Annotated in this window: 18 protein-coding genes; 11 read left to right on the forward strand and 7 right to left on the reverse strand. The window is 62.4% G+C overall.

Going from position 1 to position 19913, the window contains the following annotated elements:
- Positions 1-138 precede the first annotated feature (138 nt).
- Positions 139-1197 carry an ROK family protein gene (locus ABQM86_RS08865; RefSeq protein WP_207597101.1) on the forward strand — a complete coding sequence of 353 codons (1059 nt, stop codon included), beginning with the start codon at positions 139-141 and terminating at the stop codon, positions 1195-1197.
- A gap of 32 nt (positions 1198-1229) precedes the next feature.
- Here the strand turns inward: ABQM86_RS08865 and ABQM86_RS08870 are convergent, their stop codons facing one another.
- From ABQM86_RS08870 to ABQM86_RS08880, 3 genes are read right to left on the reverse strand one after another with little or no spacing between them, the layout of a single operon-like run.
- The gene (locus ABQM86_RS08870; RefSeq protein ID WP_369746414.1) at positions 1230-1775 is read right to left on the reverse strand and encodes a hypothetical protein; all 546 of its coding nucleotides are present in this window, start codon (positions 1773-1775) and stop codon (positions 1230-1232) included.
- Positions 1762-2565, reverse strand: coding sequence for a carboxylesterase (locus ABQM86_RS08875; protein ID WP_280627702.1), 804 nt, complete (start codon positions 2563-2565; stop codon positions 1762-1764). Before ABQM86_RS08875 ends, ABQM86_RS08870 begins: the two co-directional genes overlap by 14 nt.
- The gene (locus tag ABQM86_RS08880; protein ID WP_207597104.1) at positions 2562-3350 is read right to left on the reverse strand and encodes a carboxylesterase; all 789 of its coding nucleotides are present in this window, start codon (positions 3348-3350) and stop codon (positions 2562-2564) included. The genes ABQM86_RS08875 and ABQM86_RS08880 overlap by 4 nt, the downstream gene beginning before the upstream one ends.
- Before the next feature lie 109 nt (positions 3351-3459).
- Between ABQM86_RS08880 and ABQM86_RS08885 the strand changes: the two genes are divergently transcribed.
- Positions 3460-4251 carry a 1-acyl-sn-glycerol-3-phosphate acyltransferase gene (locus ABQM86_RS08885; protein WP_207597531.1) on the forward strand — a complete coding sequence of 264 codons (792 nt, stop codon included), beginning with the start codon at positions 3460-3462 and terminating at the stop codon, positions 4249-4251.
- A gap of 66 nt (positions 4252-4317) precedes the next feature.
- Entirely contained in the window at positions 4318-5721 is a 1404-nt protein-coding gene (locus ABQM86_RS08890) for a class II 3-deoxy-7-phosphoheptulonate synthase (protein WP_207597105.1), read from the forward strand.
- 79 nt (positions 5722-5800) lie between these two features.
- Here the strand turns inward: ABQM86_RS08890 and pknB are convergent, their stop codons facing one another.
- The gene (pknB, locus tag ABQM86_RS08895) at positions 5801-7864 is read right to left on the reverse strand and encodes a Stk1 family PASTA domain-containing Ser/Thr kinase (protein WP_369746415.1); all 2064 of its coding nucleotides are present in this window, start codon (positions 7862-7864) and stop codon (positions 5801-5803) included.
- An 87-nt stretch (positions 7865-7951) separates the two neighbouring features.
- Positions 7952-9292 carry a LysM peptidoglycan-binding domain-containing protein gene (locus ABQM86_RS08900; RefSeq protein ID WP_207597107.1) on the reverse strand — a complete coding sequence of 447 codons (1341 nt, stop codon included), beginning with the start codon at positions 9290-9292 and terminating at the stop codon, positions 7952-7954.
- A gap of 255 nt (positions 9293-9547) precedes the next feature.
- On the opposite strand from ABQM86_RS08900, the gene ABQM86_RS08905 reads away from it, so the two are divergent.
- Positions 9548-9901 carry an Rv2175c family DNA-binding protein gene (locus ABQM86_RS08905; RefSeq protein ID WP_207597108.1) on the forward strand — a complete coding sequence of 118 codons (354 nt, stop codon included), beginning with the start codon at positions 9548-9550 and terminating at the stop codon, positions 9899-9901.
- A gap of 125 nt (positions 9902-10026) precedes the next feature.
- Here ABQM86_RS08905 and ABQM86_RS08910 read toward each other — a convergent pair whose 3' ends face one another.
- On the reverse strand, positions 10027-11121 hold the full coding sequence (locus tag ABQM86_RS08910; RefSeq protein ID WP_280627706.1) for a polyprenyl synthetase family protein: 1095 nt from the start codon (positions 11119-11121) through the stop codon (positions 10027-10029).
- Positions 11118-11696, reverse strand: coding sequence for a hypothetical protein (locus ABQM86_RS08915; RefSeq protein ID WP_337340967.1), 579 nt, complete (start codon positions 11694-11696; stop codon positions 11118-11120). The genes ABQM86_RS08910 and ABQM86_RS08915 overlap by 4 nt, the downstream gene beginning before the upstream one ends.
- A 72-nt stretch (positions 11697-11768) precedes the next feature.
- Here ABQM86_RS08915 and dinB point away from each other — a divergent pair, with 72 nt between their 5' ends.
- From dinB to ABQM86_RS08950, 7 genes are all read left to right on the forward strand, one after another.
- Positions 11769-13031, forward strand: a complete 1263-nt coding sequence (gene dinB / locus ABQM86_RS08920; RefSeq protein WP_369746416.1) for a DNA polymerase IV — start codon at positions 11769-11771, stop codon at positions 13029-13031.
- Between the two features lie 239 nt (positions 13032-13270).
- On the forward strand, positions 13271-13639 hold the full coding sequence (locus tag ABQM86_RS08925) for a DUF3040 domain-containing protein (RefSeq protein ID WP_280627707.1): 369 nt from the start codon (positions 13271-13273) through the stop codon (positions 13637-13639).
- Positions 13640-14076: 437 nt separating this feature from the next.
- On the forward strand, positions 14077-14508 hold the full coding sequence (mraZ, locus tag ABQM86_RS08930; protein WP_026542500.1) for a division/cell wall cluster transcriptional repressor MraZ: 432 nt from the start codon (positions 14077-14079) through the stop codon (positions 14506-14508).
- A gap of 167 nt (positions 14509-14675) precedes the next feature.
- Positions 14676-15674 carry a 16S rRNA (cytosine(1402)-N(4))-methyltransferase RsmH gene (rsmH, locus tag ABQM86_RS08935; protein ID WP_207597112.1) on the forward strand — a complete coding sequence of 333 codons (999 nt, stop codon included), beginning with the start codon at positions 14676-14678 and terminating at the stop codon, positions 15672-15674.
- Complete coding sequence (locus ABQM86_RS08940; RefSeq protein WP_207597113.1) at positions 15671-16333, forward strand: hypothetical protein; 663 nt, start codon at positions 15671-15673, stop codon at positions 16331-16333. The genes rsmH and ABQM86_RS08940 overlap by 4 nt, the downstream gene beginning before the upstream one ends.
- A gap of 42 nt (positions 16334-16375) precedes the next feature.
- Complete coding sequence (locus ABQM86_RS08945) at positions 16376-18172, forward strand: penicillin-binding protein 2 (protein WP_207597114.1); 1797 nt, start codon at positions 16376-16378, stop codon at positions 18170-18172.
- Positions 18173-18274: 102 nt separating this feature from the next.
- Complete coding sequence (locus ABQM86_RS08950; RefSeq protein ID WP_280627709.1) at positions 18275-19912, forward strand: UDP-N-acetylmuramoyl-L-alanyl-D-glutamate--2,6-diaminopimelate ligase; 1638 nt, start codon at positions 18275-18277, stop codon at positions 19910-19912.
- Position 19913: the final 1 nt, after the last annotated feature.

A 19913-nucleotide genomic window follows, 5' to 3' on the forward strand; every position in this document is an offset into this window, starting at 1 on the left:
GTATGCCCGCTCGCGGAGGTGTGTCCTATTTCACCTACTGGCGAGTAACTTTACGGATGAGCCGTCATTTCAAGCAACTCGGGGGCCCTCCGACCCGCCGATGCGGGGGCCCGCAGTCCAGCGGAATAAGATGATGGGATGCCCGCACTACGGTCCTCTTTTCGTGCCAGACCCAAACCACCGGCCTCAGCATGGAAGGACGTGCCGTGGGCTGCCCGCCGCAGCCATTTGGGCCGTCGCGGCCTGGCGATTGGAATAGATATCGGCGGCACCAAAGTTGCAGCCGGCGTGGTGGATGCGGAAGGGCGGGTCCTCGCCGAGGCCCGCAGGTCCACTCCCGGTGCCGATCCCCGGGCCGTGGAACAGACCATCGTGGAGCTGGTGGACGAACTCAGCGCCGAGCACCGCGTGGCCTCCGTCGGAATCGGCGCAGCGGGATGGATGGATCTCGACGGCGGGACGGTGCTGTTCAGCCCGCACCTTGCCTGGCGCAATGAGCCGCTCCGGGCCAGCCTGCAGAAGCTGCTGCGGCGTCCTGTCCTCCTGACGAACGACGCCGATGCCGCCGCCTGGGCTGAATGGCGCTTCGGTGCAGGCCAGGGTGAGAGCCGGCTGGTGTGCGTGACGCTGGGTACGGGCATTGGCGGGGCCATGGTCATGGATGGCCGGGTGGAACGAGGACGTTACGGGGTGGCCGGCGAATTCGGGCACCAGATTATCTTTCCCGGCGGACACCGTTGCGAATGCGGGAACCGTGGGTGCTGGGAGCAGTATGCCTCCGGCAACGCCTTGGGGCGCGAGGCCCGCCAACTTGTCCGGACCAACTCGCCGGAAGGCCGGGCTCTTTTGGAAAAGGCCGGCGGAACTGCAGACAACCTCACGGGGGCAGCTGTCACGGCGTTGGCACTGGAAGGTGATGCGACATCCCGCGAACTCCTTGCAGATCAAGGCGAATGGCTGGGATTGGGACTGGCCAACCTGGCCGCTGCCCTTGACCCCGGGATGTTCGTGATCGGCGGGGGACTCTGCGATGCCGGGGAACTGCTGGCCGGACCAGCCCGGGAGTCGTTCGCGAAGAACCTCACCGGCAGGGGGTTCCGGCCCATGGCGGGGATTGAGCTCGCGGCACTCGGTCCCCGTGCCGGCATGATCGGCGCCGCGGACCTTTCACGTGTCAGCGGACGCGCCCACAGCTAAGCTGTTCGCCGCAGAGGGGGCGTCGGCAGCACCTAGATGCGGGCGCCGTCGTCGTCCTCATTCTTTTCCTGCGGAAGCCGCATAATGAGGAACACCACCGACGCCACAAAAGCGGCAACAATTCCCAGGATCGCAACAAGGGGAGCAGACCGCCAGAACATTGCGGTGAAGAGCAGCGCGATGGGTCCTCCCACTGCGCCAACCCACGCCAGCATGGTCAACGGCTCCGTGCCGGCAAGGCTCGGAGGCTCCTCGGGAACGAAGGCGTCATCGTCGTCTTCGACCTCGAAGTCACGTGGCCCCAAGGGACGGCCGGCGCCTTCGGAAGACGCGGGAACCGCGGTCGCTTCATCGGGCGGCGTGGACAATCCCAAGGGGTCGAAATCCCTGAAGGCCTTGCTGGATTCACGCCGGGGCAGCCCGCCGTCTCCGGGAGCCGGGTTCAGGGGACCGGCCGACGGCGGGTTCCCGGCTTCGGAGGTTCCAGTCCCCTCCAACCGGGCCACCAGGTCGAGCCATACGGCGTCGTCGTCCTTGTTGGCGCTCTGATCGGCAGAGTTGGCATCAGGCCTGTTCATGGGCTGTGTCCTTTTCGGGGGAGGGCCCGTGTCCGGCCAGGGTTGCTACGGTTTGTTGAATGAAATCCACGGTACCCGCGAAGATCTCCGGGGCGTCGTTGTCGAGAGTAGCCACGTGGTAGCTGTTGTTGAGGTATTTGACGTCCACTGGTGCGTTGACCCGGGCGCGCAGGAAATCCAGGCTCGCCTCTGAGATCACGTTGTCCACACTGGATTTGTAGACCTGGACAGGGGAGTGGATGCGGGGCAGGATCGCTGCCGTGTCCTTGTACATCTTCTTCAACTGGTGCGCCGCGGCAACAGGAGTGCGGGCGTAGGCACCTTCATTCTGGTCCGGTTTGAGGATGTCGTTGGCAATGGCCGGCGTTGTCTTCACCACGTATTTGAGCGCAGCGACTATGACTGCCCGTGGATCATCGAGGACCAATCCCGGGTTGACCACCACTGTTCCGGCCACAGGGCGCGTCGCCGCGATGCGCAGCGCCAAAGTGCCGCCCATGGACAGGCCGGTGCTGAAGACGTAATCGCACTCGGCGGCCAGTTCAAGGTAGGCGTCATCCACTGCGCGGTGCCACTCCTGCCAGGAACGCCTCGCCATGTCCTGCCACGTTGTGCCGTGACCGGGCAGCAAGGGCAACCTGACAGCATAACCGGCTGCAGCCAGGTGCTCGGCCCAAGGCCTGACGCTGTGTGGACTGCCGGTAAAACCGTGGGACATAACGACACCCACGCGGGGGCCTGTCCCGTTCCAACTGCTGAGGAACGGCGAGAAATCCGGAAGCATGTTCATGATGACTCTGAGGCTACTCTGTCCCCGGCGTGCTGACGGAAAAACCTGGCTGATTGTTCGAAAATGGTAGGCGCATCAACATCCAGTGTGGCCACATGACCGCTGTGCGGAAGCGTCACCACCTTTAACCGGGAGGACGCAATGTGGCGCTCAATGGCGGCTACGGAACTCGGCGGGACCACCTCGTCCACTGACGACTTGAAGACCAAAGCCGGAGCCTGCACCTTGGGCAATCCGAGAGTGGCCGCCCGGAAGAGCTTCTTCAGTTCATGGACTGACTTCAAGGGCGTCTTGGAATAGTCGCCATCCTGGGTGGTGACCGGAGCCGGTTTGTCTTCAACGATGGGTGTGGTGGTGGGCATGACGTATTTGAGGGCAGCTACGTACCTCACGCGACGGTCATAGAAACTCAGGCCCGGATTGACAAGGACCAGCCCGGGGACATCATGCTGTGAAGCTACACGCAGTGCCACGGCGCCACCCATTGACAATCCCGCCACGAAGCACTTTTCTGTTTGCCCGGCCAAGTCCAGGTAACTCTGTTCAAAAGTCCGGTACCAGTCCTGCCACCGCGTTGTTGCGAGGTCCTGCCAACTGGTCCCGTGGCCAGGCAGCAGTGGTACAGAAACGGCGAATCCTTGAGCGGCCAGATACTCCGCCCACGGGAGGACACTGAGTGGACTGCCGGTGAATCCGTGGCAGATGGCCACTCCGGTGCCGGCATTGGGTCCGTGCCCGGCATGGTGGAAGGCAAGCGGCGCTGCAGGTGTGAGGCGTTCCGTCATGTGTCCCATCGTGTCACTGTTCCGGAGATTTCTCACTGGAGTAGGGTTGCAGTTGAGTGCCGGCCGGGTTGCCGGAAGCATGCCATCCGTCGGCCGTGAGAGGACAACCGTGTTCTATTGGGTCATGAAAAGGATCTTCCTGGGTCCCATCCTCAAACTCCTGTTCAGGCCGTGGGTCAAGGGCCTGGATAACGTCCCTGAAAGCGGGGCCGCAATCCTGGCGTCCAACCACCTGTCCTTTTCGGACTCCATCTTCCTGCCTTTGATGGTGCATCGGCCGGTGATCTTCCTGGCCAAGTCCGAGTACTTCACCGGGAAAGGCTTCAAGGGCCGGCTTACGGCGCTTTTCTTCAGGCTGAGCAACCAACTTCCCATGGACCGTTCCGGAGGGGCAGCGTCCGAGATGTCGTTGCAAGCCGGCAAGGATGTCCTCGCCTCCGGGGGCTTGTTGGGAATTTACCCGGAAGGCACCCGCAGCCCGGACGCCCGGCTCTACCGCGGCAAGGTGGGTGTAGCGCGGCTCGCATTGCAAACCAGGGTCCCCGTGGTGCCGGTCGCCATGATCGGCACGGAGAAAGTCCAGCCCATCGGTAAGCGGCTCCCCAGCATCCGCCGGGTCGGCATCATCTTTGGACAACCCCTGGACTTCAGCCGCTACTACGGCATGGAGGACGACCGCCTGATCCAGCGCGCAGTGACGGACGAAATCATGTACGCCCTGATGCGTCTCTCCGGCCAGGAATACGTCGATGAGTATGCCGCCGTGGTCAAGGCCCAGTTGGCCGGCAAGGGCCCGGAGCCTGTCCACCAGCTTGAGGTGACAGAGGAGGTCACCGAAGACATCGCTGAGGACAGGGATGAACCTGGGAGCGGCGGGGACGGGACATCGCAGAAACTGTGACGCGGGCGGCAGCATCGGTTACGCCCACTGTCCCGGAACCATGCCGGAGGCTACTACTCTTGAAGGGTGACTGAGCTAACCGCGAACACCGCATCCTCCACAGCAGATCCCCTTGCCAGCACCGCCCAAAGCGGGGCAGCGAACTATCCCGGGCTCGACGCCTGGCGGGACCTGCCGATTTCACAGCAGCCCACTTGGTCGGACGCCGGCGTTTTCGAGGCTTCCGTCAAGGAACTTTCCGTGGTGCCGCCGCTGGTCTTCGCAGGCGAAGTGGACGTTCTTCGGGAGCGACTGGCCGCTGCGGCACAGGGCAAGGCTTTCCTCCTGCAGGGCGGCGATTGCGCTGAGACCTTTGAGGCCGCCACCGCGGACAAGATCAGCGCCCGCGTAAAGACCATCCTGCAGATGGCAGTGGTGCTCACGTACGGTGCTGCCATGCCCGTCATCAAGATGGGCCGCATGGCGGGCCAGTTTGCCAAGCCGCGCTCGTCCAACGACGAGACCCGCGACGGCGTGACACTTCCCGCCTACCGCGGCGACATCGTCAACGGCTACGACTTCACCCCGGAGTCCCGCGCCCACGACGCCGGCCGCATGCTGAAGGCCTACCACACCTCTGCTTCCACTCTGAACCTCATTCGTGCGTTCACCCAGGGTGGCTTCGCGGACCTTCGACTCGTCCACCAGTGGAACAAGGGCTTCACGGAAAACCCGGCGCACGCCCGTTACGAGTCGCTGGCACGCGATATCGACCGTGCCATCAGCTTCATGGACTCTTGTGGTGCCGACTTCGAGGCACTGAAGCGGGTGGAGTTCTTCGCCAGCCACGAAGCGTTGCTTCTCGACTATGAGCGTGCCCTCACCCGCATCGATTCCCGCACCGGCCTGCCCTACGACACCTCCTCACACTTCCTGTGGATCGGCGAGCGGACCCGTGAACTGGACCATGCACATGTCGACTTCCTCTCCCGTGTGCGGAACCCGATCGGCGTCAAGCTTGGGCCAACCACCAGCGGTGACGATGCTTTGCGCTTGATCGACAAGCTGGACCCCAACCGGGAACCGGGCCGCCTGACGTTCATCACGCGCATGGGTGCGACGAACATCCGGGAAAAGCTGCCTGCCGTCGTCGAGCGCGTCACGGCCTCAGGGGCACAGGTGCTGTGGGTCACCGATCCCATGCATGGCAACACTGTCACGTCACCGAACGGCTACAAGACCCGCAACTTCGACGACGTCATTGATGAAGTCCGTGGCTTCTTCGAGGTCCACCACTCGTTGGGTACCGTCCCCGGCGGCCTTCACGTCGAAATGACCGGCGACGACGTCGCTGAGTGCCTGGGCGGTGCCGATCCCATCGATCAGGACGCTTTCCTGGACCGTTACGAGTCAGTGTGCGATCCCCGCCTCAACCACATGCAGTCCCTTGAGATGGCCTTCCTGGTGGCAGGAGCCCTCTCCAAGCGGTAGGAAACCAGAAAGAAAGGCGCGGTCCGGATGTCTCCGGACCGCGCCTTTTTGATGTATTCAGGTAACTGGAGTGGGGCTGCTAGACGACTGTCAGCGTAATAACCGAATCTTCCGGTACTTCAGTATTGACGGGGCTCTGGTCACGGACGGTACCGAAGAAACCGCCGAGGATCTTGTTGACTTCCACCTTGAAGCCCAACTTCTTCAACTCCTTCTCAGCCTCATCGGCCTGTTTGCCAATGAAGCTGGGAACCTTCACCATTTTGGGCCCCTTGGACACGGTCAGCGTCACGGACTTGCCTCGGATGAGGGTGCCGTTGGCCGGGGTTTGGGAGACCACTGCGCCCTTGGGGACCGACTTGTCATTGACCGTTTCCGGAGCAATCACGGCTTTGAGCCCGGCGTCCTGGAGGGCCTTGACTGCGGCATCCTGTGTTTTGCCGCGAACGTCCGGCACGGGAATCGGCTGGGGACCCTTGGAAACCTCCAGGGCCACAGGCGTACCGTGCCGGACTTCAGTGCCCTTGGCCGGGTCCTGGGCAATCACGACGCCGGCAGGTACTTTCTCGTCGAAGGCTTCGGTGACGTTCCCCAAGGCCATTTCCGCGGCATTAAGTGCCGTCTTGGCCTCGTCCAGGGTGCCGCCGGTCAAGTCGGGCAAGGGGAAGAGCTGGGCCCCCTTGGAGACGAAAAGGGTAATGGGCTGGAACTTCCGTACTTCTGCGCCGGATTCGGGCTCGGTTCCGACCGCGAGTCCGGCCAGGATGTCGTCGTCGAAGACGTCGCGTGGCTCCGATTGGAAACCAGCAGTCCGGAGGAGTTGCTGTGCCTCGGCAACTGTCTTGTTCTTGACGTCGGGTACGGTCCCGGGTGAACCGGGCCCCATGCCGAAGAACCACCCGGCTGCAGCCGCGAACATCGCCAGGATGACGATCACGATGGCCCAGATCACGCCACGACGGCGGGGATTGCCTTCCCTGAGGGGGCGGACAGGGGTCGCTGCAGCGCGGGCGCGGTCTTTGGTCTGTTGCCTCTCGAGCCTCTTCAGCTCACGCTTGCCGGGACGGCCAAGGTCCTGCCCAGCATCCCCGCTTGCCGCAGTCCTCGCGTGCTGGATCGCTGAACCACCGGCCGCCATGATGGTGGTCGGGTTGCTCTGGTGGCTGATGAACTCGGTAGGTGACGCCGTGGTTGCCAGCGTTTCCTTTGGATTACCGGCGCCGCCACCGAGCGCGGTGGAAGCCGATACCGCGGGGTGTGGGTTGGGTCCCGGACCTTGCCGGTGGTCCAACTGTTGGTCGGTCAGCGTGGTTCTGATGTGGCGGAGTTCGGCCAGGAGGGCAGCGCCGTCCACAGGCCTGTTCTCGGCATCTGCCGCCGTGCACCACTGAACCAGTTCGTCAAGGTCTTCGGCCAATCCGGGAACAACGTCCGACGGTCGTCCCACCACCGCGTTGACGTGCTGGTAGGCCATCTGGATGGGGGAGTCGCCGGCGTAGGGCTGTTTGCCGGTCAGCATTTCGTAGAGCATGATGCCCGCCGAGTAGATATCGCTGCGGGCATCCGCGGGTTGCCCGAGAACCAGTTCAGGAGCCAGATAAGCCACAGTGCCGATCAGGGCGCCGGTGCTGGTATTGGCCGAGACCGCCCGGGCCAGGCCAAAATCACCCACCTTGATCCGGCCGTCGTCGGCGATCAGGACGTTCTCGGGTTTGATGTCCCGGTGGATCAAGCCGGAGCTATGGGCAGCGGCCAGTCCTTCGATGACGGGATCGATCAGTGCAAGAGCAAGCCTCGGTGCCAGGATGCCTTGCTCGATAAGGACGTCGCGGAGGGTGTGGCCCTTGACGAATTCCATCACCAAGTAGGCGATGTGGCCGTCTTCGCCTTGGTCCAGTACGCCCACAATATGGGGGTGGGAAAGGCTGGCGGCGGCTTTTGCCTCGCGGCTCAGCCGCTGCAGGAAGGTGGGATCGTTTGCCAGGTGTGGGTGCAGGACTTTGAGGGCCACGTCGCGCTCAAGGCGCTGGTCCGTGGCCAGGTAGACGGTGGACATTCCGCCCTTGGCGAGGCGGGAACGGACCAGGTATCGGCTGTCCACCATGGTTCCAATGAGCTGGTCCTGCGTTGGTTCTTGCACCATACGATCCTAAACGAGGCAGGGAAGGGGCCCGAATCCACATTGGGCTGGCCAATGGGATCCGGGCCCCTTCCGAGGTGCTGCTGAAGCCTAGCCGAACGTGCGCTGGCGGGCCTTGATCGATTCGACGTAACGCTTGGTGTCGTCGTACATGCCGTACTTGCTGACCGAGTACTGGCCCTGGTAGTAACCTGCAATCGCGGTGTCCAGGTCCTTGCTGGTGGCGATCAGTGCGCGGATGATCGCGACTCCTGCCGTGGCGTTGTCGTAGGGGTCCAAGAGATTGAGCTTGCGGCCCACCAGGTCCGAGGCCCACTGGCCGGACGACGGGATGACCTGCATGGTGCCGATCGCGTTGGCAGGTGAAACAGCCCGCTGGTCGAAGCCGGACTCCTGTTCCGCGAAAGCAAGCGCCAGGGACGGGCTGACGCCCATGCGCCTGGCCGTATCTGCCACGATGCTCTTCATTTCGGCGCGGCTTGGTACCGGGGAAGCGTTGAGGAGGGCCTTGTTCTCGTTGGCCGAACTCACCACGGCCGCCGGGTAGGTGAAGCCCAGGAAGGTGCTGGGAACCAGCGGCTTGGTCTCGCCGGCCGGCTGAAGTCCGGGGCCGGGGATGCTGAGCTTCTGGCCCGGGTAGATGACCGTGGTTGCCGATACCTTGTTGGCGGTCATCAGCGCGCTCAGGGAGACCCCGTGGCGCGCGGCGATGGAGCTGAGGGTGTCGCCGGCTTTGATGGTGTAGGAACCTGTGCTGGCCAAGGGGGCAGGCGCGGGCGCGGGGGCCGGTGCTGGAGCCGCGGGCGTGGAGGGCGCAGAGCCGCCGCTGACCTTGATTTTCTGCCCCGGGTAGATGATGGAGCTTCCATTGAGGTTGTTCCAGCTGAAAATGCTGGACAGGGGTACGCCATGCTTGGCGGCTATCGCGCCCAGGGTGTCACCGGAGACCACTGTGTAGATGCTGGCGTTGCCTGGGGCGCTCGGGGCCGCCGGTGCGGAGGGTTGGGCGGGTGTGGTCGTAGCCGTTCCCGTGAGTTTGATGGTCTGGCCCGGGTAGATCAACGTGGTGGCCGAGAGCTTGTTCAGCTGGAGGACCGCGTTGGTGTCCAGATTGAAGCGGCGGGCGATCGCGCTGATGGTGTCGCCACGAACGATCGTGTAAGTATCCGGAACCGAAGGGGCCATGGGGCGCAGGGCTGCGGGCAGCGTGGCTGCAACAGCCTGTGCGGGGATGACGGTGCCGGCATTGACGGCTTGCGCCTTCATTGCTGCAGCAAGCGTGGCAGGGACTTTGCGGGGCTGGGGTGCCGGGGAAGCCATGGACGGCTGGGCCAGGGCAAGCGAGGACAAAACCACGGCGGGAAGCGCAGCCGTGGTTGCCGCAATGACCGGCATGCTCATGGTTCGTTTCGGCGAGCGGGGCGTCGTCATGAAGTGTCCTCATCTCAACAGCGGGGTGTTGGGTAGCGCTGTTGTCAGTGTTGCCAATGTTACTGATGTTATCAATGGTGCAAGTGTGATCAGTGTGAATCTCTCACACTTATTCAATCGACACAACAATTCCTGTCGTACGGGATTATGGATACCAATTAATTGCCAATGAAATGGCGACCTCAAGGCGGGAACCGGGTGCCGCCGTCGAACCCCGGCTAGGCGCCGGGCAGTGCGGCGTGGCAACCTTGTTCCGTGAGTAATGTAGAAAGCCTTGTTTCCGACTGGCTCCCGCTGCCGGATGTCGCCGAGCTGCTGGAAGTTTCCATCACCAAAGTCCACGGACTTTTGGATGAGCGTGCGCTGGTAGCCATCAGGCGGGGAGAGCGGAATGTCCGCTCCGTTCCAGCCTTGTTTCTTCAGGATGGACATGTTGTAGACAGCTTGAAGGGAACCATCGCGGTTCTCAGCGATGCCGGTTACAACGACGAAGAGTTGATCGTCTGGCTCTTTACCCCGGATGAATCACTGCGGGGCCGTCCTATCGACGCCCTGCGCGAGGGGCGGAAAACTGAAATCAGGCGTCGCGCCCAGTCTCTCGCCTGGTAGAGGTGTCTTCCCGGCTGGACAGCCTGGAACTGAATTAAAACGACGACGACGGCGGGTTCCACCGCCGTCGTCGAGTCATGTCCTTTCGAAGCCGGTCCCCACCGGCTGAACCGCCATGCTGAGGCTTAGGCTGCGCGGCTGACGGCGGCCTCGGCCAACTGCCTCAATGCCGTGAGCGGCGCGTCATCGAGTGGCAGGCGTTCCAACGCTTCAAAGGCCTGGTTGCTCAGTTCGGCAATCCGCGACTCCGTGGCATCCAAAGCGCCGCATTGCACCATGATGCGGCGGATACGAGCTACGTCGTCTTCGCCAAGGCCCGGATTACCCAGCATTCGATCAAGGTATTCTGCGTCGTCGGCTGTTGCCTGGTTCAAGGCAAATCCAACAAGGACAGTGCGCTTGCCTTCCAACAAATCATCGCCTGCCGGTTTGCCGGTGGTTTCGGGATCGCCAAAGACTCCAAGGACGTCGTCCCGCATTTGGAATGCCTCGCCGAGGGGCAAGGAAAACTCTGAGTAGTTCTTCAGCAGCCCCGCGGGGGCGCCGGCAAGCGCTCCGCCCAATGCCAGCGGATGTTCCGTGGAATACTTTGCTGATTTGTACCGGATGATCGATTGCGCGCGATCCACTGAGCCGGCCCGGTCACGAACAGGGCCGGCCACCTCCTCAAGAATGTCGAGGTACTGGCCCGCCATGACCTCGGCCCTCATGACATTAAAAATGCGGCGCGCGGGGGTTCCCGCCGCGGCCCGGACGCCGATTTCGGTAAAGGACTCCTCGCTGAAGGATAAGCAGAGGTCCCCCGTCAGAATGGCAGCGGCATCCCCAAAGCGCGCGCTGTCCAAAGCCCAGCCGTTGATGCCATGGAGTTGGCTGAAGCGTTTGTGCACGCTGGGTCCACCGCGGCGTGTATCTGATCGGTCAATGATGTCGTCATGGATCAGCGCTGCTGCCTGGAACAGTTCCAGCGCGCACCCGGCAGTAACGATGTCAGGATCTCCGGATTGACCGCCTGCGCCCCTCCAACCCCAATAGCACATCAGTGCGCGGAGTCGTTTTCCACCAGTGACGAGGTGGGAAATTGAGCCGATCAGCGGTTCGACGTCCGGGGACACCGTAGCCATGAGGTCCTGTTGCTGTGACAGGAAGTTTCTCAGTTTGCCCGCAACCCCGCTGATGAACTCCGTCTGTTCGGACGCCACTTGGGAAAATGCCGTCACTTGATGGACCCGGACGCCACGTTGGCGCCAATGGTGAAGGTTGACACGCCTTCCTTTTGCCGTATTGAGACGTTCACGGTCTCGCCATCGCCCCTGATGAAGTCGAGCGAGGTGACGTTGCCCACGGCTTCTGGGCCTGGGACAAGCTTGAAGCCCTGTGCCTCCAAGGATGTTTTGTAGTAGTCCACCACGCCCTCAGGCGGGGCCTTGACGGTTCCGACCAAGGCAACGGTGGCCAGGGAGGTGCTCTTGTCAAAACTGCTGGAACGGACAGACGTCTTGGGCATGACGGGGATCAACTGTTCAGGGAAGCCGGGAACAAGTGCGTTCACCGTTGCCGTTGCGCCGGGCGCCGGGGTGGCCGACTCCGTGGCCGTCGCAGTCTCCGGTGCCGACGTGGAACCGGAGCCCGAACCTGAAGCGGCCGGCGTGGATGGTGCCGACTGCGATGAAGTCTCTGTGGGGGAGGGCGCGGCTGAGCCTCCTGGCGACGGCGTACATGCCGAGGCCGCGACGGCGACACTTGCTGCGAGCAGGGCAAAACCTCGCGATCGAGGAGTTCCAAAGAGCTTCACAGGGTATCCTTCCGTGGGCTGAGCCTGACTGTGCCTCCAGTTTAGTCAGTGGCCGGGCATAGTATTGCCGATGTGAGGCAGGAAGCATTCGGAAACGGACCGGGAGCCGGCCAGGAACCCTCCCGCAGCGCTGGAGATGCTCTGCGGGAACTGAGGCGAACCAGCATACTTCACGTTGATATGGATGCGTTCTTCGTTTCCGTTGAACTCCGCAGCCGCCCTGATCTTCGGGGAAAACCCGTCATTGTCGGGTTTCCCGCTGAGCGGTCGGTGGTGCTCTCTGCTTCCTACGAGGCCCGGGCAACCGGAGTGAAGTCCGCGATGCCGATGTCCATGGCGATGAGACGCTGTCCGTCCGCAGTGATCATCAACCCGCGGCACACGGTGTACTACGAAGTGTCCGGCCAGATCATGGAGATCTTTGCCTCCATTACGGATCTCGTGGAACCGCTCAGCGTGGACGAAGCGTTCTTGGATGTTGGCGGCGCGATTCGCCGGCTCGGTCCGCCCTTGGACATCGGCCACCTCATCCGGCGACGGGTCCAGTCGGAACTGGGAATTACGGCCTCCGTTGGAATTGCAAGCACCAAGTTCGTGGCCAAGATCGCGTCCACGCGGTGCAAGCCCGACGGAATACTGCAGATCGACGCGGAGGACACGCTGGCGTACCTGCACAGCCTCCCTGTCAACGCATTGTGGGGTGTGGGTGGAAAGACCGGAGAAATGCTTGCCCGGCTTGGCATCCGGACCGTGGCAGATGTGGCAGCTACTCCCTTGGCATCTTTGAAGAAGGTCCTGGGTGCCAGCGGTGAACACGTCCACCGCCTGTCCATGGGGGTCGATCCGCGACCGGTGACCCCCACCAGGCTGGAGAAGAGCATCGGAGCCGAGGAGACGTTCTCCAACGACACCGGCGACGACGACCTGTTGCACAGGGAACTGCTGCGCCTCTCGCACCGGACGGCGGGTAGATTGCGGAGTTCAGGCATGCTGGCCAGGACTGTCGCCTTGAAGCTGAGGTACTCGGACTTTTCAACCGTCACGCGGAGCCGGACCGTCCACGCCCCCGTGGACAGTGCCCAGATGATCTACCAAGTGGCTGTCCAACTGCTGGAATCCCTGGGCCCGCGGTCCATGACTGTCCGCCTCGTAGGGGTTCGGGCAGAGCAGCTTGAGCCTGCCGGACAGACGTCCCTGCAGCTGAGCCTGGATCGCCGGGATGACAACTGGAGGGCAGCGGAGCAGGCATTGGACCGCGTTTCAGAACGCTTCGGTTCCAAGACCTTGCTCCCTGCCAGGCTCCTGGAACCGGGAAAACCTCCCACAGGCACCTGATCGGCTGTGAGCTTGGTCCCGCTGGGCTCCGGGCGTCTTTCAGAACGGCGTCGGACAAACTATCCTATTTATTACAGAGATTTAGATCGTCTGGACAAACTGTTTCCTGAACAGTCGGCCCTGAGATGCCCGCTGAACCACGAGGGAATTTTGGGAACGATTTTCTTGGTCCGATCGTTTTGGAAACAGACGCACAGAAAGCGTTATGTCCCGACGCTGGCTGACTAAAGGAGGTCGCGATGCCCCTCTCGGAGCACGAACAGAAGCTGCTTGAGCAACTGGAAAAGCAACTTCATGAGGACGATCCGAAGTTCGCCAGCACCATGGGCTCGGATCCCATTCGCAGTTGGTCAACCCGGCATGTGATTATCGGCGTGCTCGGCGCCATTGCCGGCATCCTCCTCCTGCTCGTGGGAGTGTCGATGCAGGCGATACCGGTGGGTGTCCTCGGCTTCGTCGTCATGGGTGCTGGCGTTTACTTCGCCACGCTGCGCGGAGGTGCCTTTGGCAAAGCCGGCAAGGGCAAGCCTGCAAAGGGCAAACCCAAGAGTTCCTTCATGAGCAGCTTGGAAGAGCGCTGGGACGAGCGGCGCCGCGACGATTCCTGAGCGTTCGTTCCTCTCTCCACCGCCGGCCGTGCCGGTTACCCCGCTTGACGCGCGCCCCTGACGATCTAAAGGGGATAACGAAAGACCCGCAAACTGCGGGTCTTTTTGCGTTTAAGGAGTGGTGGTGGCCTCCTCCACTTCCCACCCCGTCTCCACTTTCCACCACCCGCCACCTCCACAGCTGCGTAGATGTCCGGATTGGATACCTGGGCTCCCTGTTGGGAGCAGACGCGCCGAGCCCAGGGGATCGCATCCCTCCACTTTCCGCCACGACCCTGAAAGCCGCGCCGTTTCGGTCATCTTAAAACTCAAGGTGGTGGAGAAACGCCCCATACTGCGTTGACTGTGGGGCTTTGTGGAGTAAAGTGGAGCACATAAGAGGGTAGTGGCAGTGTTGGGAATGAACGGGCACCTTAACTGAGGGGCGGTGGGGCCAGATGTTTCTGGGTACTCACTCGCCGCGTCTCGATGAAAAGGGCAGGATCATCCTTCCCGCCAAGTTCCGTGAGGAGCTGGCGGAGGGGTTGGTCCTCACCAGGGGCCAAGAACGCTGCATCTACGTCTTCAGCCAGAAAGAATTCGAACGTATCCACGAATCGATGCGGGAAGCGCCACTGTCTTCCAAGCAGGCCCGTGACTACATTCGCGTTTTCCTGTCGGGAGCCTCTGATGAAGTACCTGACAAGCAGGGGCGCGTGACGATTCCGCCGGCGCTCCGGGCGTATGCGGGCCTCGGTAGGGAACTGGCCGTGATCGGTGCCGGTACCCGGGCGGAGATCTGGGATGCCGAAGCTTGGAATGAGTACCTCAACGAGAAGGAAGCAGCCTTCTCGGAAACGGATGACGACAATCTGCCCGGGTTCATCTAACCGGTCGGAGGAAGCAGTATTACCGCTTCTTGAATGGGATCTCCAGCCGCCCATCGAACAGTCTTCCTGGCTCACCTTCCCCTGAGCCAGGCCGGCCGAACGATAGGCGCGGATGGGGATCCGATTCAAGAAACACCAGGCAAGCGATTGCGGAAAGAGGAGGCAGCGTGGAAGAGCAGGACGCGGCAAAGCCCACATCGGAGCGCCACGTACCCGTCCTCAAAGACCGCTGCATCAACTTGCTGGCCCCTGGTTTCGAGGCTGCCCGGAAGCGCGGCCAGACGCCTGTGGCCATCGATGCCACCCTGGGCATGGGCGGCCACTCCGAGGCGATGCTGCAACGCTTTCCGGACCTGCACCTGGTCGGCATTGATCGCGATGAGGAAGCGCTCGCTTTGGCGGGTGCACGGCTGGAGCCGTTTTCGAACAGGACTGACCTGGTTCACGCCGTCTACGACGAAATCGAAGACGTCTTGGCGGACCTTGGCATCCCCGAGGTTCATGGCATCCTCATGGACCTGGGCGTGTCTTCACTGCAGCTTGATGAGCGGGAGCGTGGCTTCGCCTACTCCTACGACGCCCCCCTGGACATGCGGATGGACACCAGCCGCGGCCAGACGGCTGCCGATGTAGTCAACAACTACAGCGAAGACGAGCTGGTCCGCATCATCCGTAAATGGGGCGAAGAAAAGTTTGCCGGGCGCATCGCCAACAGGATCGTGAATGCCCGCGCCGGGAAGCCCTTCGCGACCACCGGTGAACTGGTGGAACAGATCCGGAGTGTAGTCCCCGCTGCAGCCGCGAAGAGCGGTGGACACCCCGCCAAGCGCACCTTCCAGGCGCTTCGGATTGAGGTCAACGAGGAACTGGATGTGCTGGAACGGGCCGTTCCTGCAGCCGTGGCCGCTACGGCCATGGGCGGCCGGATTGTAGTGATGTCGTATCACTCGCTGGAAGACAAGATCGTGAAGTCCGTATTCCAGGCCGGATCCAAATCCTCAGCCCCACTTGGTTTTCCCGTGGAACTTGAAGAACACAAACCCGAACTAAAGACCATCACCAAGGGCACGGAAGTGCCCACGGCAGCAGAAATCGCTGAGAACCCCCGCGCGGCGTCCGCCCGGTTGAGGGCAGTAGAGCGCATCAAACCGAGGAGAGACGCATGAGCAACGCCGCAGCGAAGACACTGCCCTCCGTGGTGGGCAATACGGCCCGTGCGCTGCCCGCTCCTGCCGGCAAGCCCGACGCCGGACGCAAGGCCCGCACTCCGCTCTCCCTGGTGCGAAACGCTCCGGGCAAACGCCGGACACCTTTTGTTGTCCTCTGCTTCGTGGCCATGGCGGCTGCCCTCCTGACCGTACTTGTCTTGAACATTTCAGTGTCCACCGCCCAGTACCAGTTGGTGCAGCTCAAGGCGGAGGCAGCAACCCTGAACAAGGAAAACCAGGACCTGACACAGAAGAAGCAGAATTTCGAAGCTCCCCAGAATCTGGCTGCAAAGGCTGCAGAATTGGGAATGGTTCCTTCCACCGTCAAGGGACAGATCGACCTGAATACGATGACCGTCACCGGAAAGGCAACGCCGGCAGTTAAGGGAGATGCTCCCTTGGCCCAGCTTGCTCCTCCGGCCGTGGCGGGGATGCTGGACGTGGTTCCCTCGGTGACAACCAAGGATCCGCTGGAGAACCTCAAACCGGTAACACCGGTGGCGCCGCCCACTCCGGCGGCTCCTGCCGAAAATCCGGCATCTCCGGCAGCCACGCCTCCGGTTGAACTCCATGGGGGATCAGTCCCGGCCCCCCAGCAGAAGGCACCCGGGCAGTAACCCATCAGTCCACTGAAGCTAGGCCAGCAGCAAGGAATCAACGTGGCTCAGAACCCCGGCACATCGAAAAAAACGAAGACGCCGGCGGCAAGAAAGCGGCTCCGCGTTGGTCTTGGCATCATGCTGACCCTGCTCTTGGTTGTGGGTGGGAAGCTCTTCATGGTCCAGGGCCTGGACATGGGAGGAATGGCCGAGGCCGCGCTGGCAAAACGCCTCACACCGCAGGTCCTGCCGGCAGAACGCGGACAGATTGTGGACGCGAACGGAACCGTGCTGGCCAGCAGCGTCATCCGCTACAACCTGGTGGTCGATCAGGTCTTGAACACGAACACAGCCTCTTTCAAGCGCTATAACGAGAAGACCGACGAGATCGAGACTGTTTCCAGGGACCAGGGCATTTCGGAGCTCGCTACGCTCCTGGGGTCCGACGTTGAGAAGATCCGTGAGGCGCTGACCGGGGACAAGAAGTACTTCGTGGTTGCCAAGGACATCAAGCCTGAACTTGAAGACCGCATCTCCAAACTGAACATCCCCGGAGTCGTCCCTGAAGGCGTCAGCAAGCGCGTCTACCCCAACGGCAGTGTTGCCGGTGGCGTGGTGGGCTTCCTCCAGGACGGGACCACCGGACAAGCAGGCATCGAACAAACCCAGGACGAGATCCTTCGCGGTGTTGAAGGCAAGCGGGTCTTTGAGATCGGCGCTGACGGCCTGAGGATTCCGGTTGCCACCGATGAACTGACGCCGGCCGTGGATGGCAGCGACGTCAAGCTGACCATCAACACCGATATCCAGTACTTCGCGCAGCAGGCCATCCAAAGCCAGGTGGACAAGATGAACGCGGAGTGGGGGTCCATCATTGTGATGGACACCAAGACCGGCAACCTGGTGGCCCTGGCTGATACCAACGCTCCGGATCCCAATGACCCGGGGAAAGTGGACGCCAAGGATCGGGGCGTACGCTCCGTGACGGCCGCCTATGAACCTGGGTCCGTGCAAAAGATGATCACCGCGGCGGCTGTCATCGAGGAGGGCAAGTCCTTCCCCTTGGATCACTTCACAATTCCAACGGCATACACCATCGACGGACAGACGTTTACGGACGCCTTTGAGCACGGCACGGAGGAACGCACCCTGGCGGGCATCCTGGGGTGGTCCATGAACACCGGAACCGTCATGGCCGGCAGCAGGTTGACCAAGGAACAGCGCTACGACTGGCTGAAGAAATTCGGCATTGGGGAGCAAACGGACATCGGCTTGCCGGCTGAGGCCACCGGCATCCTGGCCAAGCCTGAGCAGTGGGACGAACGGCAGCAATACACGGTGCTGTTCGGCCAGGGCGTTTCCCAATCCACACTCCAGACAGTACGGGCCTTCCAGAGCATCGCCAACGATGGTGTGATGCTGCAGCCCAGGCTCATAGACAGCTACGTCACCCCCGAGGGGGAGGAGCAGAAGGTTGCGGCCAAGGATTCGCGCCAAGTGGTGTCCAAGGAGACCGCGCAGCAGGTCCGGGACATTCTGGAGAGCGCCGTGACCGAGGGGCAGATCAAGGACGCGGCCATCGACGGCTACCGGGTTGGTGCTAAGACGGGAACGTCCCAGGCGCCCCGTGAAGACGGTCTGCCCGGCTTCGACGGTTACACCGCCTCGATGGTGGGCATGGCGCCGATGGATGACCCCCGTTTTATCGTCGAAGTGGTCCTGCAGCGTCCCAAGGGAAACATCTACGGCGTCACCAACGGGCCGGTGTTTCGGTCGGTGATGGCGCAGGTCCTGCGGACCTACAACGTGGCGCCGTCCACAGGAACTCCCGCGCGCCTGCCCCAGTTCGTCAAGTAAGCTTCTTGGGCGTCTGTTTCGGCCAAAATTCGATCCACCACTAACGGCCCGGGCGCCGCTGGCCCCAAGCCGGTCGTTCCACGAGCACCAACGGAGAACTACGTGTCAGAGCATAATGAGGCAGCCACCAACGTCACGACGCCGGATGCAGGCCGGTCCGGCTTCCGCCCCGGGTCCGTGGCAGCGGTGCCTTTGGCCACCATCGCGGAGGTCCTTGGCGTTGCCGCCCCTGAGGGAATCCATGACGGAGGAGTAACGGGTATCACGCTCAACTCCAGGGCCGTGGAACCCGGCGATCTCTATATGGCTTTGCCGGGAGCCTCGCGCCACGGTGCCGACTTCGTTCCCCAGGCAGTCGAAGCCGGTGCAGTCGCGGTGGTGACGGACGACGCCGGGGCACGCCAGCTTGCGCTGGCCGGCGAACAGCCCGTACCTGTCCTGATCATTGACGAGCCGCGTACGGCTGTGGGTCCTTTGGCCGCACTGATCTACCGAAGCCAGCCCTCCGAAGGTGGATATCCAACGCTCTACGGCGTCACCGGCACCAACGGCAAGACGACCACCACCTACTTCATCAACTCGCTGCTGAGGGCCCTTGGCAAGAAGCCGGGGCTCATTGGCACGATCGAGATCGTGGCGGGCGGTGAACCCATCCCCAGCTTGCTGACCACACCTGAGTCCACGGACGTCCATGCCCTCTTGGCGTTGATGCGGGAACGCGGCTTGGAGGCTGCGTCCATGGAAGTGTCATCCCATGCGATCTCCTTCCGGCGTGTGGATGGTGTGATGTTCGACGTCGCGGGCTTTACCAACCTCACACAGGACCACCTGGACCTGCACGGGAGCATGGAAGAGTATTTCCGCACCAAGGCAGACCTTTTCACTGCAGGCAGGGCCCGGCGCGCCGTTGTGACTGTGGACGACGAGTGGGGACGGAAGCTCGTGGAGCTGGCGGATATCCCTGTCACAACCCTCTCTGCCAAGGACTCCACCTCCGATGCTGATTGGCAGGTAACAGCAGTCGCCGCCCGCGGGCTGGGCTCGGAATTCGAACTACGTCATGTCGATGGACGTGTACTGCGCGTCCATACGGGGCTGCCCGGGGACTTCAACGTGGCCAATGCAGCCCTGGCCGCCATCATGGTCCTGGCGTCCGGTGTCGATGTACAGACCCTGCAGGCTGCGCTGGATGCCCATGACCCTTTTTCCGTTGGTGTTCCCGGACGAATGCAATTGGTGTCAACTGAACCGGCGGCCGTTGTTGATTTTGCCCACAATCCCGACGCCCTCGCGCGTGCCCTTGAGGCCGTGCGTTCCCCCCAGGAGGGTTCCCGCGTCATTGTGGTCTTCGGTGCCACCGGCCAGCGCGATCAAGGCAAGCGGCCCACCATGGGCGCCATTGCCGCGCGCCTGGCTGACGTGGTGATTGTCAGCGATGACGATCCCCATGACGAAGATGCCGCCTCAATCCGCGCCGAGGTCCTGCAAGGCGCCCACGCGGCACACGATACAGAGGGACTGTCCAGCGAGATCATCGAGTCCTTCCCCAGGGACGCGGCGATCCGCCTGGCCGTGGAGATGGCCACTGTCAACGACACCATCCTGATCGCCGGACGTGGCCACGAAGTGTGGCAAGAGGTCAAAGGCGTCAACCTGGCTCTGGACGACAGGGTGGAATTGCGTGCCGCCTTGACATCCAAGGGATTCAGCGTTTCAACGGACCAGCGGATAGAGTCCTAAA

This window comes from Paenarthrobacter sp. AMU7, assembly GCF_041200195.1.
Lineage (GTDB): Bacteria > Actinomycetota > Actinomycetes > Actinomycetales > Micrococcaceae > Arthrobacter.